The sequence below is a fragment of the Thermanaeromonas toyohensis ToBE genome (assembly GCF_900176005.1).
Lineage (GTDB): Bacteria > Bacillota > DSM-521 > Neomoorellales > Neomoorellaceae > Thermanaeromonas > Thermanaeromonas toyohensis.
On sequence record NZ_LT838272.1, the window covers coordinates 2,555,432 to 2,574,935 of the forward strand.

The 19,504-nt window shown below is 49.9% G+C and carries 24 protein-coding genes; 13 read left to right on the forward strand and 11 right to left on the reverse strand.

Features of this window, described 5'->3' with window-relative positions:
- Positions 1–173: 173 nt before the first annotated feature.
- From B9A14_RS13100 to hypE, 12 genes are all read left to right on the forward strand, one after another.
- The gene (locus B9A14_RS13100; RefSeq protein WP_084666248.1) at positions 174–815 is read left to right on the forward strand and encodes a response regulator; all 642 of its coding nucleotides are present in this window, start codon (positions 174–176) and stop codon (positions 813–815) included.
- Positions 816–1,041: 226 nt separating this feature from the next.
- A complete protein-coding gene (locus B9A14_RS13105) occupies positions 1,042–2,100 on the forward strand; it encodes a 4Fe-4S dicluster domain-containing protein (protein ID WP_084666250.1) in 1,059 nt (352 codons plus the stop codon).
- 3 nt (positions 2,101–2,103) lie between these two features.
- A complete protein-coding gene (locus B9A14_RS13110) occupies positions 2,104–2,952 on the forward strand; it encodes an FAD/NAD(P)-binding protein (protein ID WP_084666252.1) in 849 nt (282 codons plus the stop codon).
- Positions 2,949–3,710, forward strand: coding sequence for an NADH-quinone oxidoreductase subunit B family protein (locus B9A14_RS13115; protein WP_084666254.1), 762 nt, complete (start codon positions 2,949–2,951; stop codon positions 3,708–3,710). The genes B9A14_RS13110 and B9A14_RS13115 overlap by 4 nt, the downstream gene beginning before the upstream one ends.
- Positions 3,707–4,990 (forward strand): Ni/Fe hydrogenase subunit alpha, encoded by a 1,284-nt coding sequence (locus B9A14_RS13120; RefSeq protein ID WP_084666256.1) that lies wholly within the window; start codon positions 3,707–3,709, stop codon positions 4,988–4,990. The genes B9A14_RS13115 and B9A14_RS13120 overlap by 4 nt, the downstream gene beginning before the upstream one ends.
- A 7-nt stretch (positions 4,991–4,997) precedes the next feature.
- Positions 4,998–5,474, forward strand: coding sequence for a hydrogenase maturation protease (locus B9A14_RS13125; protein ID WP_084666258.1), 477 nt, complete (start codon positions 4,998–5,000; stop codon positions 5,472–5,474).
- Positions 5,467–5,829: a hydrogenase maturation nickel metallochaperone HypA gene (hypA, locus tag B9A14_RS13130; RefSeq protein WP_084666260.1), complete on the forward strand. Its 363-nt coding sequence runs from the start codon at positions 5,467–5,469 to the stop codon at positions 5,827–5,829. Before B9A14_RS13125 ends, hypA begins: the two co-directional genes overlap by 8 nt.
- A 57-nt stretch (positions 5,830–5,886) precedes the next feature.
- On the forward strand, positions 5,887–6,579 hold the full coding sequence (gene hypB / locus B9A14_RS13135) for a hydrogenase nickel incorporation protein HypB (RefSeq protein WP_084666262.1): 693 nt from the start codon (positions 5,887–5,889) through the stop codon (positions 6,577–6,579).
- On the forward strand, positions 6,516–8,828 hold the full coding sequence (hypF, locus tag B9A14_RS13140) for a carbamoyltransferase HypF (RefSeq protein WP_084666264.1): 2,313 nt from the start codon (positions 6,516–6,518) through the stop codon (positions 8,826–8,828). The genes hypB and hypF overlap by 64 nt, the downstream gene beginning before the upstream one ends.
- A gap of 3 nt (positions 8,829–8,831) precedes the next feature.
- Positions 8,832–9,071: a HypC/HybG/HupF family hydrogenase formation chaperone gene (locus B9A14_RS13145; RefSeq protein WP_084666266.1), complete on the forward strand. Its 240-nt coding sequence runs from the start codon at positions 8,832–8,834 to the stop codon at positions 9,069–9,071.
- 2 nt (positions 9,072–9,073) lie between these two features.
- Entirely contained in the window at positions 9,074–10,183 is a 1,110-nt protein-coding gene (gene hypD / locus B9A14_RS13150; RefSeq protein WP_157109962.1) for a hydrogenase formation protein HypD, read from the forward strand.
- A 28-nt stretch (positions 10,184–10,211) separates the two neighbouring features.
- The gene (gene hypE / locus B9A14_RS13155) at positions 10,212–11,243 is read left to right on the forward strand and encodes a hydrogenase expression/formation protein HypE (protein ID WP_231967771.1); all 1,032 of its coding nucleotides are present in this window, start codon (positions 10,212–10,214) and stop codon (positions 11,241–11,243) included.
- Here hypE and B9A14_RS13160 read toward each other — a convergent pair.
- The 3 genes from B9A14_RS13160 to cysK all read right to left on the reverse strand — a co-directional run bounded on the left by B9A14_RS13160 (position 11,226) and on the right by cysK (position 13,660).
- Positions 11,226–11,810: a hypothetical protein gene (locus B9A14_RS13160; RefSeq protein WP_084666268.1), complete on the reverse strand. Its 585-nt coding sequence runs from the start codon at positions 11,808–11,810 to the stop codon at positions 11,226–11,228. The two genes, hypE and B9A14_RS13160, sit on opposite strands and share 18 nt — an antisense overlap.
- A 67-nt stretch (positions 11,811–11,877) precedes the next feature.
- Positions 11,878–12,636, reverse strand: coding sequence for a YebC/PmpR family DNA-binding transcriptional regulator (locus B9A14_RS13165; protein ID WP_084666270.1), 759 nt, complete (start codon positions 12,634–12,636; stop codon positions 11,878–11,880).
- Between the two features lie 103 nt (positions 12,637–12,739).
- Positions 12,740–13,660 carry a cysteine synthase A gene (gene cysK / locus B9A14_RS13170; RefSeq protein ID WP_084666272.1) on the reverse strand — a complete coding sequence of 307 codons (921 nt, stop codon included), beginning with the start codon at positions 13,658–13,660 and terminating at the stop codon, positions 12,740–12,742.
- Positions 13,661–13,722: 62 nt separating this feature from the next.
- Between cysK and B9A14_RS13175 the strand changes: the two genes are divergently transcribed.
- Entirely contained in the window at positions 13,723–13,944 is a 222-nt protein-coding gene (locus B9A14_RS13175; protein WP_084666274.1) for a Uma2 family endonuclease, read from the forward strand.
- Here B9A14_RS13175 and B9A14_RS13180 read toward each other — a convergent pair.
- From B9A14_RS13180 to tyrS, 8 genes are all read right to left on the reverse strand, one after another.
- Positions 13,881–14,756 carry an ATP-binding cassette domain-containing protein gene (locus B9A14_RS13180; protein WP_084666276.1) on the reverse strand — a complete coding sequence of 292 codons (876 nt, stop codon included), beginning with the start codon at positions 14,754–14,756 and terminating at the stop codon, positions 13,881–13,883. The genes B9A14_RS13175 and B9A14_RS13180 overlap by 64 nt on opposite strands.
- On the reverse strand, positions 14,735–15,571 hold the full coding sequence (gene cbiQ / locus B9A14_RS13185) for a cobalt ECF transporter T component CbiQ (RefSeq protein WP_172839162.1): 837 nt from the start codon (positions 15,569–15,571) through the stop codon (positions 14,735–14,737). The genes B9A14_RS13180 and cbiQ overlap by 22 nt, the downstream gene beginning before the upstream one ends.
- A 57-nt stretch (positions 15,572–15,628) precedes the next feature.
- The gene (locus tag B9A14_RS13190) at positions 15,629–15,955 is read right to left on the reverse strand and encodes a PDGLE domain-containing protein (protein ID WP_084666280.1); all 327 of its coding nucleotides are present in this window, start codon (positions 15,953–15,955) and stop codon (positions 15,629–15,631) included.
- The gene (locus tag B9A14_RS13195; RefSeq protein WP_084666282.1) at positions 15,952–16,581 is read right to left on the reverse strand and encodes an energy-coupling factor ABC transporter permease; all 630 of its coding nucleotides are present in this window, start codon (positions 16,579–16,581) and stop codon (positions 15,952–15,954) included. Before B9A14_RS13195 ends, B9A14_RS13190 begins: the two co-directional genes overlap by 4 nt.
- Before the next feature lie 125 nt (positions 16,582–16,706).
- Positions 16,707–16,898, reverse strand: a complete 192-nt coding sequence (locus B9A14_RS13200; protein ID WP_084666283.1) for a CooT family nickel-binding protein — start codon at positions 16,896–16,898, stop codon at positions 16,707–16,709.
- Positions 16,891–17,367, reverse strand: coding sequence for a DUF3842 family protein (locus tag B9A14_RS13205; protein WP_084666285.1), 477 nt, complete (start codon positions 17,365–17,367; stop codon positions 16,891–16,893). The genes B9A14_RS13200 and B9A14_RS13205 overlap by 8 nt, the downstream gene beginning before the upstream one ends.
- A gap of 162 nt (positions 17,368–17,529) precedes the next feature.
- The gene (gene yunB / locus B9A14_RS13210) at positions 17,530–18,198 is read right to left on the reverse strand and encodes a sporulation protein YunB (RefSeq protein ID WP_084666287.1); all 669 of its coding nucleotides are present in this window, start codon (positions 18,196–18,198) and stop codon (positions 17,530–17,532) included.
- 47 nt (positions 18,199–18,245) lie between these two features.
- Positions 18,246–19,460 carry a tyrosine--tRNA ligase gene (gene tyrS, locus B9A14_RS13215; RefSeq protein WP_084666289.1) on the reverse strand — a complete coding sequence of 405 codons (1,215 nt, stop codon included), beginning with the start codon at positions 19,458–19,460 and terminating at the stop codon, positions 18,246–18,248.
- Between the last annotated feature and the right edge of the window lie 44 nt (positions 19,461–19,504).

A 19,504-nucleotide genomic window follows, 5' to 3' on the forward strand; every position in this document is an offset into this window, starting at 1 on the left:
TTCTCTTTTTTCCCTGCCGGGTGGTATCTTCTATCGGTTATGCCATTATTATCTGAAATTTATGTGTATATATGTGACATCTTGAACAATATCCTTCTTTCCTGTATACTCTAGTTAGAAAGTTAACAATCTACGGGGCTTAATTTCATATTTTTGAATGAAAGGGAACAGGTATGGCCTGCAACTTACGCATCCTCTTGGTGGATGATCATACCTTGATCCGCAAGGGGTTGCGAGCCCTCATGGCCGAATGGGAGGGGTTTGAAGTAGTAGGAGAGGCCAGGGATGGAGAGGAAGCCGTTGAACTGGCCCTTGAGCTTCGCCCGAACATTGTCCTCATGGATATATATATGCCCCGCCTCGACGGCCTAGAGGCTACACGGCGCCTTAAAACCTTGCTTCCCGAAAGTAAAGTAGTCATCCTAACGGTAGATGACAATCCCGAAACTCTGTTAGCTGCCTTAGAAGCCGGGGCTAAGGGTTACCTCCTTAAGACAGTAGAACCCCAACAGCTTTATTACCTCCTCCAAGAAGTGGCTCGTGGTGAGATGACTTTGACCCCGGCCCTTATAAAAAAGATGCTCCCTAGGTTAACCCGGACGCCTACCTTGAATTCTTTAAGTGCCAGAGAGAAGGAAGTCCTGGAGCTAGTAGCCCAAGGTTTTACCAATCGGGAAATAGCCCAAAAGCTCTATATCAGCGAAAACACGGTTAAAAACCATCTTCGGAGTATCTTAGAAAAACTCCAAACTAAAAACCGTTTACAGGCAGTCCAGTATGCCCTCCAGCAAGGCTGGATAAAGGCGCCGAAATAGCCAGAAAGAACTATTTTTAAATAGTCCTTTCGGATATTACGTAAAGGAAAAGGCGCTGATTATATTACTTTGAGAAGAAAAATGATTTCAGGCTTTAAATTTAGACTTGGGGAGGAGGCGAAAGCATAAAGCTGCCTTAATGGAAATTAAGCAAAAAGGGAAATTTATTTTTGGCTTTTATTGTGAAGGTAGTTGCAAGTATACCATTTTATTGGAGGTGTAAATTATGTCAGTAGCTTATGCCCGCCAGGCAGAGATGGAATTACCTCTTCTTTATCACTTACCTAAGGCAAAACTAGATGCTTTTGTGCAGGAATTGCGCAAAGCCTATGATGTATTTGGCCCGGTAGCTAAAGGAAAAGAATTTGTCTTCGCTCCAGTAACTAGCGCTGAAGAGTTGGCCCTACACTACCAGACCACTTTATTACCTCCTAAGAAGTTGCTCCACCTACCCTTCGAAGTCCTCTTCTCCTTCCACGAAGACCAGCATATAGAAGAAGCTGTAGCGCCTGAGCGACCCCAGGTAATATTGGGCATCCATCCTTGCGATGTCCATGCCATTCATATCTTAGATAAAGCTTATACCTCCGAATATCCCGATCCTTATTACATGGCTAAACGGCGTAACACAATTATCATCGCCCTTAACTGTACTACCCCTGGAGAGCACTGTTTCTGCTCATCCTTCGGTACTGGTCCTGCTTTAAGAGAAGGTTACGATCTTTTGCTTACTGACTTGGGCCAGGGCTTCTTGGTAGAAGTTGGTAGCCAGGTAGGTAAAAAACTCCTCCTAAATATGGATATGGAGCTTACCCCTGCCCCCCGGGTGGCCATGGTAGAAAAACAAAAGGTAATAGATAACGCCCGCCGCAGGTTCCAAAAGAAAATTAATACCCAAGGGCTGCATGAATTGCTAGAAGAGAATTTCCGCCATCCACTTTGGGAAGAGCTTATGCATCAGTGCTTGGCCTGTGGATCCTGTACCATGGTATGCCCTACCTGCTTCTGCTACAACGTGGTGGATAAGCTCGACCTTAATCTTAAGAGTGGAAAGCGGCAGCGGGAATGGGATTCTTGTATGCTTTTGGAATATGCCCAGGTAGCCTTAGGACATAACTTCCGTAAGGATCGGGATGCTAGGGTTAAGCAAAGGATTTATCATAAACTGGTGTATTACGAGCCCCAGTTCGGGACCCTGGGTTGTGTAGGTTGTGGCCGCTGCATAAAGGCCTGCGTAAAGAAGATCGATATCACAGATATTATTAGCCGTCTCAGGGGGGAATAAAGGGTGTTCAATCCATTCAAGCCTGAACGGGCTGTGATCAAAGAGATCATTCGCGAAACCCACGATACCACTACTTACACCTTTAGCTTTATCGATGAAGAAGTGCGCCGGGATTTCCGCTTCCGACCCGGTCAATTTAATATGCTTACTATTTTCGGTATCGGCGAGGCCCCGATATCTATAAGTTCCAGCCCAGTCCAAACAGAAACTTTCCAACATACTATCCGCCATGTAGGTAACGTCACCAACGCCCTGGCTAGAATGAAACCCGGTGATGTGGTAGGTATCAGGGGGCCTTATGGTACGGGTTGGCCTCTAGATGTGCTACCCATAAAAAACCTTCTCATTGTGGCTGGAGGTATTGGACTTGCCCCCTTACGTCCGGTCATCCGGGAAGTTGTCCACCGGCGGAAGGAGTTCGGGCAAGTTGAAATCCTGTATGGTGCTCGTACCCCTGCTGATCTCCTATACACTCCTGAATACCAGTTATGGCGCCAGTCAGATATCATCTTGCGCCTTACAGTGGATATGGTACCTCCTGGCACTGAATGGAAAGACGAGGTCGGAGTAGTAACTAAACTCTTCGATAAAATGTCTTCCCGCCCCGAAGAAACTACTGTATTCACTTGTGGTCCAGAGATAATGATGGCCTTTGTAGTTAAAGGGCTTTTGGCCCGCGGTTTCCGGCCTGAACAGATCTATGTATCGCTGGAACGCCGTATGAACTGCGGAGTCAAAAAATGCGGTAAATGTCAGATCGGGCCTAAGTTCGTCTGCCGAGATGGCCCTGTGTTCGCCTACGCTGAACTCTTAAGCCTACCCGAAGAAGTTTTAGGAGGTGCAGCCCGGTGAGTAAACCCCGTATAGCTGTTTATAAAATGAGCTCTTGTGCAGGCTGCCAGTTAGAACTTTTAAACCTTGAACCTATTCTTTTAGATCTTTTGGGAGCCGTAGATCTTAGCTATTTCGTCATGGCCCGCCGGGACAATGAACCCGGACCTTATGATATCGGCCTAGTCGAAGGGGCCATAACTACAGGTGAAGAAATCGAGCGGCTTAAGAAGGCGCGGGAAGAATGCCGCATCTTAGTAGCCATGGGGGCTTGTGCCTGCTACGGTGGCCTCCCCTCCATTAAAAACTGGCAGCCCCAGAGGGTAGTAGAAAGCCGGGTCTACGAGAACTTAGCTGCTATCCATTCTACCACAGCCTATGGTATCGATTATTATGTCCCGGTTGATGCCTATCTCAAGGGATGCCCAGTAAGCCGGGAGGAACTATTAGAGTTTATCAAAGGTGCTCTACTGGGGATAAGACCCTATCTTAGACCCCACAGCGTATGTGTGGAATGCAAGCTTCACGAAAATGTATGCCTGTTTGTAACCGAAGGCCAGGTCTGCTTAGGGCCAGTCACTACAGCAGGCTGCGGTGCCCTCTGTCCTTCCCGCGGGAGGCCCTGTGAAGGTTGCCGGGGCCCGGCCAACGATGCTAATACAGTATCCCTGGCCCAGACCATGGCTGAATACGGCCTACACCGCAGCGATATCATCCGATATTTCCGGAAGTTTGCGGGTATGACCCCAGAATTTAGTAAGGGAGCGGAAGCCGTATGACAGAACAGGCCATCCATGTGGATTATATAGCCCGAGTGGAGGGCGAAGGCGCTTTAAAGATTAAAGTAAAGGATAACCAGATTACCGAGCTTCAGCTTAGGATCTTTGAGCCCCCGCGTTTCTTCCAGGGGTTCCTGGTAGGCCGCAAATTCGATGAGGTACCAGGGATTGTATCACGCATATGCGGTATCTGCCCTGCCTCCCATCAAATAACTAGCATACAAGCCTTAGAGGACGCCTTGGGAGTGGAGCCAAGCCAACAGACCAAGGACTTAAGGCTGCTTTTGGCCTTAAGCCAATGGATACAGAGCCACACCCTCCATATCTATTTCCTCGCCCTCCCGGACTTCCTTGGCTATGAGAGCGCCATTGCTATGGCTAAAGATCACCTGCCAGCAGTAGAGAGGGCTTTAAAGCTTAAGCGGCTGGGTAATGATCTTACGGCCCTCGTTGGAGGCCGGGAAGTGCATCCCGTCACCCCGACCATTGGAGGATTTACCTCCATTCCCAGCCGAAAGGAGCTGCAAGCTATAGGTGAAAGGCTCCAGGAAGCCCGGGCGGATGCCTTAGCTACCATAGATCTAGTAACTTCCCTTAAGATACCGGCTTTCGAACGGGACTGTGAACACATCGCCCTTTCTGCCGACGACACTTACGCCGTAAATAGCGGCCGCCTAGTCTCTACTAAAGGGTTAGATATACCAGTTTGGCAGTACCGTAACCATATAAAGGAACGGCATATACCCCATTCCAACGCTCTACATTCCTATGTGGAAGGCCGAGGCAGTTTCCTGGTAGGCCCGCTGGCTCGGGTAAACTTAAACATGGATAAGCTTTCCCCTGCAGCGCGAAAGATAGCAGAAGGTACAGGAGTATTCCCCACTTTAAACCCCTTCTACAGCATCTTGGCCCGGGCCATCGAGTTGCTTCACAGCATTGATACTTGCCTAGAAGTTATTGAGCGCCTCGACCCGCAGCCGGAGGATATAGCCTATACGGTCCAGGCCGGCCAGGGCTTCGCCATCACTGAGGCACCGCGAGGCGTCCTCTACCATAGCTACCGGATTAACGACCAAGGCCTAGTGGAGGAGGCAGATATAGTTAGCCCCACTGCCCATAACGTGGCCAACATGGAGGAAGATTTACGGGCCTTTGCTCCTAGTGTATTGGATCTTCCCTTGGAAGAAGCTACTCTAAAGTGTGAGATGGTTATCCGGAACTACGATCCATGTATCTCTTGTTCGGTCCACTTCCTGCGCCTGGAAATTGAGAGGGAATAAACGAAAAATGGCTTTAGTCAAAATTATAGGCTGCGGGAATCCCTTGGCTGGGGATGATGGAGTAGGTCTTAAGGTCATAGAAGAGCTTAAGCGCTGGGGGCTTCCGCCGGGGGTTAGGCTCATCTCGGCGGGGCTCCCGGGGCTTACCATTCTAGACCTTATGCGCGGCGCAGACCAGGTCATCATCGTAGATGCAGTGGAAGCAGGGCAAAAGCCTGGTACTGTGATCCATTGTAAAGAAACGGACCTGGCCCGGGTTACCTTCCGCAGCCTTTCCTTACACAATATAGGTATAGCAGAGGCTTTGAGCTTAGGACGCTTAGTAGAACCGGAAGCCTTCCCGCGTCGTCTTGACATAGTCGGCGTGCAGATAGCCGAAATAACCTGGGGAAAAGCTGATTTAAGCCCGTTAGTGGCAGCTGCTTTACCCCTGGCTGTGCATACTGTATACAATATTCTAAAGGGTGGGGGACCATATGCATGAACTATCCCTAGCCCAGGAAGCCATACGCTTAGTAGTCCAGGATGCTAGCCGAAGGGGTTTAAAGCGGGTAACCCTAGTGAAGATTTTAGTGGGAGAATGGACAGCAGTCCTGCCGGAGGCCTTCCGCTTAGCCTTTGAGTGCGCAAGCCGTGGTACAATAGTAGAAGGTGCGCGTTTAGAAATTGAAGAAGCGCCTGCCCGCGCTCTATGCTGCACCTGCGGGCTGGAATTCCACCCTAAGGAATGGTTTTTATTATGCCCCCGGTGTTCTACCCCAGGTGCCCAGCTTTTGAGCGGCCGGGAGATGCAGATAGTATCTTATGAAGGAAGCCTAGCCTTAGAGAAAGCCCAATAGGAGGATTATCAATTGGAAAATTAAAAAAGTCATCTTATAGCAGGAGGGACTTAAAAGATGCCTGATTTCAAGGTAATCCTGGCCCAGGACCTGCGCCAGGCTAACCAGGAACAAGCCACCGAAAACAGGGAAAGGTTTTCTTCCTTCGGAATTACCGTAGTTAACCTCATCAGTAGCCCCGGAGCAGGTAAAACTAGCATCCTGGAAGCCACCCTGGCGCACCTTTCTGGGACTATGGGTATAGGGGTAATAGAGGGCGACATTGCTACCACGCGCGACGCAGCCCGTATAGCCCGGTATAACGTACCCGTAGTCCAAATCAACACCGATGGTGCCTGCCATCTGGATGCAAGGCTAATATCCCGGGCTATTGTAGAACTACCTTTGGAAAAACTAGATCTCCTTTTCATCGAGAATGTAGGTAATCTAGTCTGCCCAGCGGAGTTCGACCTGGGTGAAGATATTAAAGCTTGTATCTTAAGCGTAGCTGAAGGTAGTGATAAACCCCTAAAATACCCTCTTATTTTTAGGGAAGCGCAGGTTCTCCTATTGAACAAGATAGACCTTTTACCGTATACTGATTTTAATATGGAGGCCTTCCGCCAAGATATAAGTAAATTAAATCCCGAGCTTACTATATTTCCTGTTTCTGCGCGAACCGGCGAAGGCCTGGGGGAATGGTGCACATGGCTAAAACGGCAGGTAGCATCCAAAAAGAAAAGTGCCGTCCCCTGCGACGCTATCGCCTAACCCTTTGGGGCATAGTGCAGGGTGTAGGTTTCCGTCCTTTTGTTTACCGTCTGGCTCAATCCTGGGGTGTACGGGGCACCGTATATAATGCCAGTTCGGGTGTATGCATCGACGTAGAAGGCGAAGAGGACCGAGTGGAAGCTTTTATCCAGGAGGTTTTGGTGCGGCCTCCGCGACTTGCGCGCATTGCCGGCTGGCAGAAGGAAGAACTAGAACCCTATGGATGGAAGGACTTTACTATCACAGCCAGCCTAACTGGCGATGAGCAACAAGTAGTAGCTTCTCCAGACGTGGCCCTCTGTAACGATTGCCGTCGAGAACTTGAGGACCCTTCTGATCGCCACTACTTGTATCCCTTTACCAACTGTACCAACTGCGGTCCCCGTTTTACCATAATTTTCAGTTTACCTTACGACCGTAGCCGTACAGCCATGGCCCCTTTTACTTTATGTCCAGAGTGTGCTACCGAGTATACTGATCCCGCCAACCGACGCTTCCATGCCCAACCCATAGCCTGCCCTGCTTGCGGACCACAGGTAGAACTACTCAACAATAAAGGTCAGCCGGTAACTGGCGACTGGCTTAAAAAAGCCTCCCAACTACTTAAGGAAGGCTATATCCTGGCTATAAAAGGTTTAGGCGGGTTCCATCTAGCCTGCGATGCCACAAATAAGCACGCTGTAAGTCTACTTCGCCTGCGCAAGGGCCGGCCTAGAAAACCTTTCGCTGTTATGGCGCGGGACCTGGACACAGTGAAACAGTATTGCTTTCTTAACGAAGAAGAAGCGGCTCTCCTCTCTTCTCCAGCGGCCCCTATAGTGCTTTTACGCCAAAGGCCAGATACAGATCTCGCCCCGGAGGTAGCTCCGGGCTTAAGTACCCTAGGGGTTATGCTCCCTTATACCCCCCTTCACTTGCTTATCCTTCAAGCGGGGCCTCCCCTTCTCGTGATGACCAGCGCCAATCCTAGCGATCTGCCCCTGGTTAAAGAAAACCACAAGGCTCTAGAGGAATTGAGAAATATAGCCGATTATTTCCTCTGCCACAACCGAGAAATAGTCAACCGTTGTGATGATTCGGTGGTAAGCTTACGGCTTGGAGGCACCCACTTCTACCGGCGCTCCCGAGGATATGTCCCCCAGGCTATCCAGTTAGACCTCCCTCAGGGGCCGGATGTCCTAGCTGTAGGGGGCGATCTTAAAAACACCCTCTGCCTCCTAAAAAAGAACTTAGCTTTTCTTAGCCAGCATATTGGGGATCTTGCTACCCTGGAAACCCAGAAAGCCTGGAGAGAGGCCAGGGAGCGCTTGGAAATTTTAACTGGTACCCGGCCCGAACTTGTCGCCTGTGACCTGCATCCTAGATATTACTCTGCCCATTTAGCCCAGGAATTAGGCCTTAAGGTCATTCGCATCCAGCACCACCATGCCCACTTGGCTAGCTGCCTAGCGGAAAATCAAGCTAAAGGTCCCGCCTTAGGGATCATCGCCGACGGTACCGGATATGGCTTAGACGGGGCTATCTGGGGTGGAGAAATCTTAATAGGCTCCTATGAGGAGTTTGAAAGGGTATTCCATCTCAAATACGTGCCCTTGCCCTCAGGCGATCAAGGAGTCCGTAAACCCTGGTATTTGGCCTTAAGCTACCTTTACCATTATCTAGGTCTTGAAGAGGCCGAAAAAGCTGCCCAGCGCTTTTTAAGCCAGGGTTTACCGGCTGATGTGGTCCTTAACATCTTTAAGCGTAAGTTCGGCCTAGTACCCACTTCTAGCCTAGGACGCCTTTTTGATGCGGTGGCCGCCCTGATAGGCCTTTGCCTAGAAAACACCTATGATGGCCAGGCACCGAGCGAGTTGGAAGAAGCTGCGCTGTCTGCCGGGAACCTTTCCACATATCCACCTTACCCATTTAAGCTGGAAGGGAGGGAAATAGATCCCGGACCCATGATAGAGGGCCTTTGGGAAGATTATAAAAAAGGGATACCCTCTCCGATCATTGCTGCTCGTTTCCACCGCACTATAGGTGAGATGCTTGTGCAAGCCGTTAAACAAGCCTCGGAAATAACCGGAATCCGTCAGGTGGCCTTAAGCGGCGGTGTATGGCATAATGCCCTCCTTCAGGAGTCGGTATATCAACACCTAACGACCCAAGGTTTCACTGTATACGTCCACCGGCTAGTTCCCACTAATGATGGAGGGCTCGCCCTGGGACAGGCCGCCATCGCCCGATGCCTAGCCAAGGAGGATTAAGCTATGTGTTTAGGTGTACCAGCTAAGATTATTTCTATTGATCCTAATGGCCTCGAAGCTATAGTAGAAACGTGGGGAGTAAGAGCAAGTGTTAGCCTAGCCCTAGTAGAAGGATGTAAACCCGGGACCTACGTATTGGTCCATGCCGGTCATGCTATAAGTGTTATCGATGAAGAGGAAGCAAAAGCTAGGCTTTCCCTATGGAAAGAATTGGCTAACTCGAAGGAAAGGAGCTCGCTTTAAAATTGAAACTATGGGTTCTCTACCGCCAAAGGGAGCTGGGTGAAAACGTCTTAGCTAAAGTAAAAGCTTTAGCCCGAGAAGCGGCAGATAAATTAGGTAGGCGGCCAGTGATCATGGAGGTATGCGGTACCCATACTGTGGCCCTGGGGCGTACGGGGCTCCGTAGTCTTTTGGCTGACTATTTGGACTTAAGGAGCGGGCCCGGCTGCCCAGTATGTGTTACCGCGCCCGAAGATATCGATTATATGCTGCTTTTAGCCCGCCAGCCAGATGTAGTGGTAGCTACCTTCGGTGATATGCTGCGGGTACCAGGAAGTTATGGCTCCCTGGAACAGGCTAGGGCTGAAGGTAGCCAAGTCCAGGTATGTTATAGCCCGCGGGAAGCTGTAGAACTGGCTAAGTCTTACCCGGATAAAACGGTAGTATTCTTGGGTATCGGTTTTGAAACGACGGCTCCCGCGGTGGCTTTGGCCCTTAAGGAAGCTATAACCGAAAAGTTAAAAAATTTCCTCCTTTACAGCGCCCACAAGCTAGTACCCCCAGCTTTAAGTCTGTTAGCTAGTGACCCGGAGTTGGGCTTAGATGGGTTTATTCTGCCCGGGCATGTAAGCGCTATTTTAGGTCGCCAGGCGTTCATTTTCTTAGCTGAAAAGTACAATTTACCTGCGGCCATAGCCGGTTTTGAACCCTTAGATATCCTGGGAGCCTTGATGGAGCTTCTTCCCCTGATATTAAGGAGGGAAGCCCAGGTGATCAACGCTTATCCGCGGGTAGTAACCGAGACGGGTAATCAAAAGGCGCAAAAAATATTGGAAGAAATTTTCTCTCCCCACTCGGCCAACTGGAGGGGATTGGGCATCATACCTGAAAGCGGCCTTAAACTTAAAGCCTGCTACCAGGATTTCGAGGCTAGGGAGCGTTATCCTTTAGAAGTAAGGCCATCCCCCCCACCGGCTGGGTGCCGCTGCGGGGCTATCCTTAAAGGATTATCCCTTCCACCAGAATGCCCCTTGTTCGGCCGCCGGTGTACTCCTCTTACACCGGTAGGTCCCTGTATGGTCTCTTCCGAAGGATCTTGTGCTGCCTACTACCGTTACTCCCAAAACATCTAATGCACCAAAGGAGGAACATAACCAATAGATGATAAAAGAGAGCCAAGTCAGCAACAAAAACATGACCATTACGTTAGCCCATGGAGATGGGGGCGAGTTAACCCATAAACTTATTTCCGAGCTATTTTTGAAATACTTCCCCTATGAAGCCTTACAAGCCCTAGGTGATGCCGCCCTGCTTCCTCCCCCGGCTGGCCGAATAGCTGTGACTACAGACTCCTTTGTAGTCAAACCCTTATTTTTCCCTGGAGGTAATATTGGTTCTCTAGCTGTAAACGGGACAATCAATGACCTAGCGGTAACTGGAGCCAGGCCCCTGTACCTTACTTTAGGGCTTATCCTGGAAGAGGGGTTATCCTATAGTACCCTGGAAAAAGTGATCTCTGCCATAGCCCTGGCAGCGCAAGAAGCGGAAGTCGCCATAGTAGCCGGGGATACTAAAGTCGTGGAACATGGTCATGGAGACCAAATCTATATCAATACTACGGGAATAGGGGTGGCAGCCGACAATATTGATTTAGGCCCCCACCGGGTAGAACCAGGGGATGTAGTAATCATAAGTGGGCCCGTGGGAGACCATGGTCTTACTGTCTTGGCTACTCGAGAAAATTTTGGCCTTCAAGGGTTAAAAAGCGACTGTGCTGCCTTGCATAAGGTAATCCTACCTTTTCTTAAGGCTCTAGGTCCTGCGGTAAAATGGCTCCGGGACCCCACTAGAGGGGGGCTCGCTACTACTTTAAAAGAACTCGCCACGAGCGCCCGGGTAAACGTTTATTTAAACGAGGAAGACATCCCGGTCCGGGAGGAGGTCCGGGGTGCTGCAGAACTCTTAGGGCTTGATCCCTTATACCTCGCCAACGAAGGCAAGTTCTGCGCTGTGGTGGAAAAAAGCGCGGTTGACCAGGCCCTGATCTTTTTACGCCAGCACCCCTTAAGCAAAGAAGCAACCCTCATAGGTGAAGTACGCGAAGGTTCGGGCCGGGTCTACCTTCGTACTCCCCTGGGTGCTACTCGTGAGCTCCACTATTTAAGCGGCCTTCTATTACCGCGTATCTGCTGAATATTCTTCTAGGCTATCCAAGGCCTGCAATAGTTCTTCCTCAGACTGAAATTCAGCACGACCCTGGCGTATCCGTTCCTGCCACGCCCGGGGTAAGGCATCCACTTTTACCTCCAGAACCCGCTCCAACTCTCCCATACTTCCTATAGGTCCCCTGTATACAGCCACCCTTCCATCTAATTCAGCCAAATGCCGCTTAGGAGCATCCTGGGGGCAGAGCCCCGGAACCTTCTTAAGTATAACTAGCCGACCATTTTTTTCTGTGCGGATAGTCCATCCCTCCTGGGGAGGAAAAAGGATCTCTAGTTCCTTTTTACCTACCCACCGTAGGTCTACCCCTTCCGGCAAAGGTATCTCCTCCCGGTGACCGCAAGCTTGATAAAGCTTTTCTATCCGGGGCTTAGGCCGCAAAAACTGGGGCAAAGCCCAGACTGGCACCTGCCAGGAAGCATCCGCGAATATCCGCTCTTTAACTATCCGCACTCCAATTGACCCACACGTTAGGACCGCTCCTGTAGCCACTAAGCATATAAGAACCAATAAGAAATGCCGGTAGCTAGATTTCATAGGCAAACCTCCTTTGTTTGCCAGAATCTAGCATTCCCGGCGTTAAAATGAATTATACTCTAAGCCCTTAACTCAAGCGTTCTATTATTTCATCCGGGATATCAAAGTTAGTGTAAACTGCCTGGACATCCTCGTGATCTTCTAGCAGGTCCACTAGTTTCAGAACTTTGGCCGCCGTCTCGGGATCCTCAATGGTGACTGTAGTGTTGGGAACCATGCGTACCTCAGCCTCTTTAACCTCTGCTCCCGCTTCTTCCAAGGCCCGGCGGACAGTTTCTAAATCTCCCGGCGTGGTATAAATCTCTACCATCTCCTGGTCGCTGTCATCCACGTCTTCTGCGCCTGCTTCAATAGCCTTAAGCGTCAGCTCCTCCCGTTTATCTCCCGGTGGTACAGCCAAAGTAATAACGCCCTTAGGCTGGAACATCCAAGACACACATCCGCTCTCACCTAAGTTCCCACCATGACGAGAAAAGATATATCTGATCTCCGCCGCCGTACGATTGCGGTTATCCGTAGCAATATTCAGAAGCAAAGCCACGCCCCCTGGGCCATAGCCCTCATAGGTAACTTCTTCATAATTAGCGCCACCCTCTAGTTCGCCTGTACCACGCATAATAGCTCGCTGAATATTTTCACTTGGCATGTTGGCGGCCTTGGCCTTCTGGATAGCTGCCTTAAGTCGAGGATTGGCCTCCGGGTCACCGCCCCCTAGTCTGGCTGCTATTATCAGTTCACGGCCGATTTTGGTAAAAAGTTTACCCCTTTTTTCATCTACCTTTGCTTTACGGTGTTTAATATTAGCCCACTTAGAATGTCCAGCCACAGGCTTTAATCCCTCCCCTCCTTCTCTATTTGCCGTGCATCATTCTAGCACAAGCCAAGCTTACCCTTCAAGGGAAGGGCCTTTAAAGCCTTTTCCACCTTACCTAATTAAACTTAAATAGCTCTGTGCTCAAATATCTTTCCCCTGTATCTGGGGCGATAGTCACCACTCGCTTACCTTTACCTAATCTTCTAGCTACCTGAAGGGCAGCATAAACAGCTGCTCCCGAGGAGATGCCCACAAGAATCCCCTCCTCCCGAGCTAAACGCCGAGCCGTCTCCATAGCTTCTTCATTGCCTACCGTAAGGATCTCGTCCACTACTTCACGATTAAAGACTTTGGGAACAAATCCTGCCCCGATGCCCTGGATCTTGTGGGGCCCTGGCGGGCCACCGGAAAGCACCGCTGAAGCAGCAGGCTCTACTGCTACCACTTTCACATGGGGTAATTCCTTTTTAAGAACCTCCCCCACTCCAGTTATAGTTCCTCCCGTACCCACACCGGCCACAAAGGCATCCAACTGGCCGCCCATCTGTATTAAAATTTCCCGGGCAGTGGTCTCGCGATGGATAGCCGGGTTGGCCGGATTTTCAAACTGCTGAGGCATAAAGAAATGGGGATTCGCTCGTACTAACTCCTCGGCCTTTTCTACTGCTCCCCGCATACCTTCAGAACCTGGTGTCAATACTAGTTCGGCGCCAAAGGCCTTAAAGAGTTTGCGCCTTTCTATGCTCATCGTTTCCGGCATTACCAAAATCAACCGATAACCCCGCGAAGCAGCAAGCATAGCCAGACCTATCCCGGTATTACCGCTGGTGGGCTCAACGATAGTATCCCCTGGTTTTAGGCGTCCTTCCTTTTCCGCTTTTACTATCATACTTAAGGCAATACGGTCTTTTACGCTCGCTCCCGGATTAAAAAACTCTAGCTTAACCCAAACTTCCGCGCCGTCGCTTATCAAGCGGTTCAAGCGAACTATAGGCGTCTGGCCGATGAGCTCTGCTATATTCTCTGCTACACGCATAGCCATCCCCCTTATCCTACTATCTCCTGGGTACATGCTAACCCGGCGAGACTTTCTTGTCAATGAAAGATAAAAAGATAAAAAAGCTCAAGCGCAGCCTTTACAACCGCTACGACGTGTTGGAATACTGGTTGTTCGATCCGGAGCTTCGCCTAGCAGAAATTTATCGCCGTGATACGGAAAATCGCCTTGTAAAGGTGGTCGAATATGAGGATGAAGGTCAACTAACATCTCCCTTGTTTCCCGGCCTGGTCATTGATTTAAAGCTGCTCTGGGTCGAGTGAAATAAAAGAGAATGGAGTAACCTCCTAGCGCTAGCTATATCCCTGGGCAAGGGATAACCCTCCGGTAACATCCCTTGGAAAATCTGGGCAACGATGGGAAGGCGAAGCTCTGCTTCCCTTACTATATCCTCATTTAAAAGCAGTTCAGGTTCCCCTTGGGCCAAAAGCTTTCCTTCTTTTAAAATTAGCACTTGCTCTGCCCAAGAAGCAGCAAAATCTACATCGTGGGTAGCTACCAGTAAAGTCTTGCCTTGCCGGTGGAGCTCCTCTAGAAGGAAATATAAATTAGCTTGGGCAGCCGGGTCTAAAAAGGCTAGAGGTTCGTCCAAAAGGATAACTTCAGGTTCCATGGCCAGAACACCAGCAATAGCTACCCTCTTTTTCTGCCCATAGCTTAAGTTTTGGGGGGCGCGGTCTTGGTATTCTAGCATACCAACGGCAACCAGGGCAGCTTGGACTCGCTTTTCTACTTCAGCCGGCGATAAACCCAGATTACGCGGCCCAAAGGCCACATCCTCTTTAACGGTAGTAGAAAACACCTGATCATCAGGATCCTGGAATACAAGGCCCACCCGGGTGCGCACCCACTTTTCAGTCGAAGGAGTTATCTCCCGGCCCTCAACTTGTACTTTCCCTTGTTGGGGTAAGAAGAGGCCATTTAAGTGCCATAGCAGGGTGGATTTTCCTGCTCCATTATGACCCATAAGGGCCACTTTTTTCCCTCGAGCAATGGAAAAAGAAAGGCCCCGCAGGGCCCAAGTACCATCAGGGTACTTAAAGTGCAAATCCTCTACAACAATAATTCTCTCCACTCCCCAACCCCCAGTTCTAATAGGCGTAAGGTTAAAGCCCAGGCTAAAATTAGAGCTCCTAAGGCTAAATCCTCTTTATTAAGCCGTGCTGCTGGAGACCCTGCCGCTGCTGGCCAAGCAGCAGGGCTAACTCCGTTAAAACCCCGAGCCAGCATGGCATAATAAATTCGCTCGCTCCGTTTGAAAGAGCGTAAGAAAAGAGCCCCTATTAGCTGGCCTAAAGTAGAAAAGGTAGCCATATCTAGAAGACTTCGTCCAACCCTAAAACCCCGGGCCTGCCGTGCCAGCATCATGCGTTTTAATTCTTGAGTAAATACTAAAGTATATCTTACGGTAAATTCTATCAATAATACTAGTAAGGGTGGGACATAAAGGCTTCTAAAAGCCAGCATGAGGTCTCTAAAAGGAGTGCTTTCCGTTAACAGGTAAAGGGCAAGTAGGGCATTTACCAACCGCAGGGTTAATACTACGGCCAACCTGGCTCCCTCTAAGGTAAAAGTAAAAATCAGTGTCCCTACTCGCAGTTCTTGCCAGGGTGTACCGGGGGTAACTAAAGATAACAGGACAAGGAGGGGCCCGCTAACTGCTCCCGCCCAGGACAGCCTCTTTATCACCCCTCGCCTTCCCAGACGGGCCACCCCTATCAGGAAGATTAAAAAGGCTATACCTAAGGAAAGTAAAAAAAGGGAAGTTAAGGTAGTAACCAAGGCAGTAAATCCGAGCAGGGCCACAACTTTTACCCGCGGGTCAAGCCGGTGAAGGCAAGAACCTCTCTTTTCCTGCCCGAATTCTATCTTGGCTGCTGGATTACACACCTTTCTGCCCCACCCTTCTCCTAAATCGCCCAAGTTTTGGTTAGGAACCTAGTTTATTTAAGCGCTACTTTGTTTTTGGTAGCCCTGACCACGATGACCGCTCCAAAGCCGGCCTATTCCCCAAGCAGCGCCGAAGGTTAGCGAGGTACCTATTATCCCAGCTAGAGCAGTAGCTAACTTTTCGTTCTCTATCCCCGGGAAGATATAATCCGGCATGAGGCCTTTTATCACTTCTTTACCTTCACTCCGCTCGAGAAAGCCCTGGTCCTCGGCCACCCTCTCTAATCCATCGGGGTAAGAAGAAGCCCAGGGTGAAAGGAAGGCAGCTATCATCAATGCTAAAAGTAAGAAAAGCCAACTTCCTCTTTTTACCGTGTCCCTCATCTGTCTCCCGCCTCCAAGGTAAAGGTTTGGAAAGGTACTACCCCTATCCGTTTAAGGAAAATCACAACCCCACAAGTAATTAAACCCTCGCCTATACCGATCAGGGAATGCCAGCCTAACATGGCTGGTAGGACTATACGTAAGGGTACAGTTCCAGAAAAGGCCAACTCCAAGGAACAGGCTAAGGCCGCTGCTACAATGGAGGCCCAGGCCGCCAAAAAAATGCTTAAATGTCTATACCCCACGAACCTGTAAATTGCCTGGGCTACCCAAGGACCTATCACAGCCATATTCAGCACATTAGCACCTAAAGCCGTTATACCTCCATCAGCGAAGAAAAGGGCTTGGATAACAAGTACAGTAGTGAGTACCAGGCCAGCTCCCCAAGGTCCGAGGAAATAGGTAGCCAGGGCTGCCCCCAGGAGGTGGCCCGAAGTCCCCCCTGCTACAGGGAAATTAACCATCTGAGCGGCGAAAATAAAGGCAGACATGGCCCCCAAGGTGGGTAACTGGCGTTCCTGCCACCTTTCCTTTGTCTTCTTTATTCCGTAATATAATGTAGCTCCGCTTAAGGCTGCCGCTCCTAGCCAGGTCTTGGCATCTAGGAACCCATCCGGTATATGCACCGAGCAACGCCTCCTTTTAAATAAATAAAATTAAGCCACGTAAGCTTTTTAAGCCTCCGTGGCTTGCTAAGTTGCCTCCTTGGCAACTTTTTACCCTACTTTCTTATTATGTTTCACTTTATTTTTCATTTTATCTCTTCCAGGAGTATTTTATGATCTACTAAAGCCATTTCCTTGATCCTAGCCCGCAAAATCTTTTTCTTACCAAAGATGTCTTCTAATAAAAGGCCGTCTTCTTGCGGCACTATACGATCTACGCTTTCCAAAACCAGCTCTTCTTTACCCCCTTTTAAAAGATAAGCATTAGCTTCACACATCTTTCTCTCCCTCCTCCACCTTCTGCCCGCCAGGACGGACTTGTAGCTTACCTGTAGCTTCAGCCCACTCCCTTAACCGGGCCACCAGCTTATCTATCAAGTGGGGCAAGGGTTCGCTCATTACTCCTATAACCTCCACCCCTGACCTGTTCAGGGGAAGGAGCAACTTCAAAGCCGGGCTAGCAGCTATACTAGCTGCCATGCGAGGCGTAACCTCACCTAGCATCCCTTCTGCTAGTACGATAGCTAAAGAACCCGCTATAACATCTACCAGGCCAACATTGCGTACAATGGCGTTTTCCCCGGTAGCGCCTTCGTTAGCCCCTGCCTTAAGCATGGCCGCCGTGGCCATGGCATTAGTTCCTAAAGCTAGGATTTCCACCTCCGGGGGTAATTCCTTGCGTATCTTCGCCGTGATATGCTTACCGATACCGCCCCCTTGGCCGTCAACTACAGCTACACGTAGCAAAAACTATCTCCCCTTACACAAAAAGGCCACCGGACTCCCGCCGGCTCCTTCCGGCTGGCAACCTCCGTGGCCAGACATCCAGCGCGGCCTCCGCTGACCGCTTTTTATGATTCATTATTCGCCCTAGGAAACAAAAATCCTGCTTAGAGAAGCAAAAAAGCTTTAAAACCTAGGAGAACGCAATATACCTTTTCCAGACTCCAGCCCCAAGGAGAGATAAGCTTGGGGTACCGGGCCTACAATTATGGCCTCAGCGACCGGTATCTGGGACTCCACTTTAACTTTTTCAGCCAGCAGAGGAGCCAATACCTGGACCTGGCTTTCCACCTGTAAGTAAATGCGGTGACGCGTCTGATTTATACCAGCAGCCTCAAAGGTATCTCCTAAGGTAATATTTACAGTACCTGCAGGAATAAAGCTTAAAGGGATACGTGGCCCGTATGCAGCCAGAAGCTTTAGCCCTAGAATCTGACCTAAAGGTAAAGTATAGGTCCTACCTTTAAGGTCAGATAATCGCTCTTGAATGGCTAGCTGGGCTTGGGCTTGGAGCCGGCTTAAGCGGGCTACATCGGCTTGCATAAATACCACCTGCCGGGTACCATCGGCCGCAGGCTGGATAAGGTCCTGGTATTTTATCCCTTCAGTTACCTTCTCCAGCACCGCCCTTTGAATGGCTTCTGTAGCCACCCACTGGGCTTGGGTTATAGCCAATCTGGCCAGGGCAGGTTTAAGCCTCCACTCCAATACCAATAAGAAAAAAAGAAAAAATCCTATAACACCCACAAGGGCCCAAGCTCTCCAAGGTATCCGCCCTGGCCGGCGCCGTCGCATACTTTCACCTCCATAGAAAGTATACGCAGCAACCGGCCATGGCGTTGTTATACCTTACGCACCAGGCGCACAAATTTTCGCTTGCCCACTTGGAGGACAGCTCCAGGCGAAATCTCTATATCAGCTTCCGGATCTTTTAACTTAACGCCGTCCATCTTTACCGCTCCTTGGAGGATGAGCCTTCTAGCCTCGCTCGTGCTAGGAGCTAAACCGCAACGAACCAGAAGGCGGGGAGCCCACATCCGGGCCTCTAATACCTCCACTTCTGGTATCTCCTCTGGTAGCTCCCTTTCCTGGAACACCTTCCGGAATTCAGCCTCGGCCTGTAGGGCAGCAGCTTCCCCATGGTAAAGCTTAACGATCTCCCGGGCCAGGTACATTTTGGCGTCCCTCGGATGGAGCGTACCCTGGGCCAATCCCCGGCGCACGTCTTCCAGCTCTTCCAGGGAAAGGGTAGTAACTAGCTCAAAATATAAAAGCATCAATTCATCAGGCAGGGACATAGTTTTACCATACATTTCTTTAGGCGGCTCATTTATACCAATGTAGTTGCCCAGGCTTTTACTCATCTTCTGTACCCCATCCAGGCCGGGCAGAATGGGCATCATAAGGGCTACCTGGGGTTCCTGGCCGTATTCCCGTTGTAGCGTGCGCCCCATGAGCAGATTAAATTTCTGGTCTGTCCCCCCGAGTTCCACGTCGGCCTTCAGCGCCACCGAATCATAACCCTGCATTAAAGGGTAAAAAAACTCATGTATACCGATGGGTCGTCCTTCTTGGAAACGTCTGGAAAAATCTTCCCTTTCTAACATACGCGCTACGGTAACCTTAGCAGCCAGCTCTATGACTTGGCTAAAAGTCAGCCTTCCTAGCCAGCTGCTGTTAAAAACAACCTCGGTACGCTGGGGGTCTAAAATTTTAAAAATCTGCTCCTTATAGGTTTCGGCATTAGCCTTAACTTCTTCTTCGCTAAGCTGACGCCGCGTCTCAGACCTTCCGGTAGGATCTCCAATACGGCCTGTAAAATCCCCGATAATAATGATCACCTGGTGCCCCAGTTCCTGGAACTGCCGTAGCTTGTGCAGTACTACAGTATGTCCCAGATGGATATCAGGAGCCGTAGGGTCGAGGCCTAGCTTGACCCGGAGGGGTCGCCCAGTCCGTAAGGAATGCCGAATCTTTTTTTCTAGATCCTCTTCCGGAATTATTTCTGCGGCCCCTCGCCGGATAACCGCTAATTGCCTGGCTACTTCCTGCTCCAAAGAAGATCAGCCTTCCTTTCTACCAACCTGTCTCTCAAAGTTTA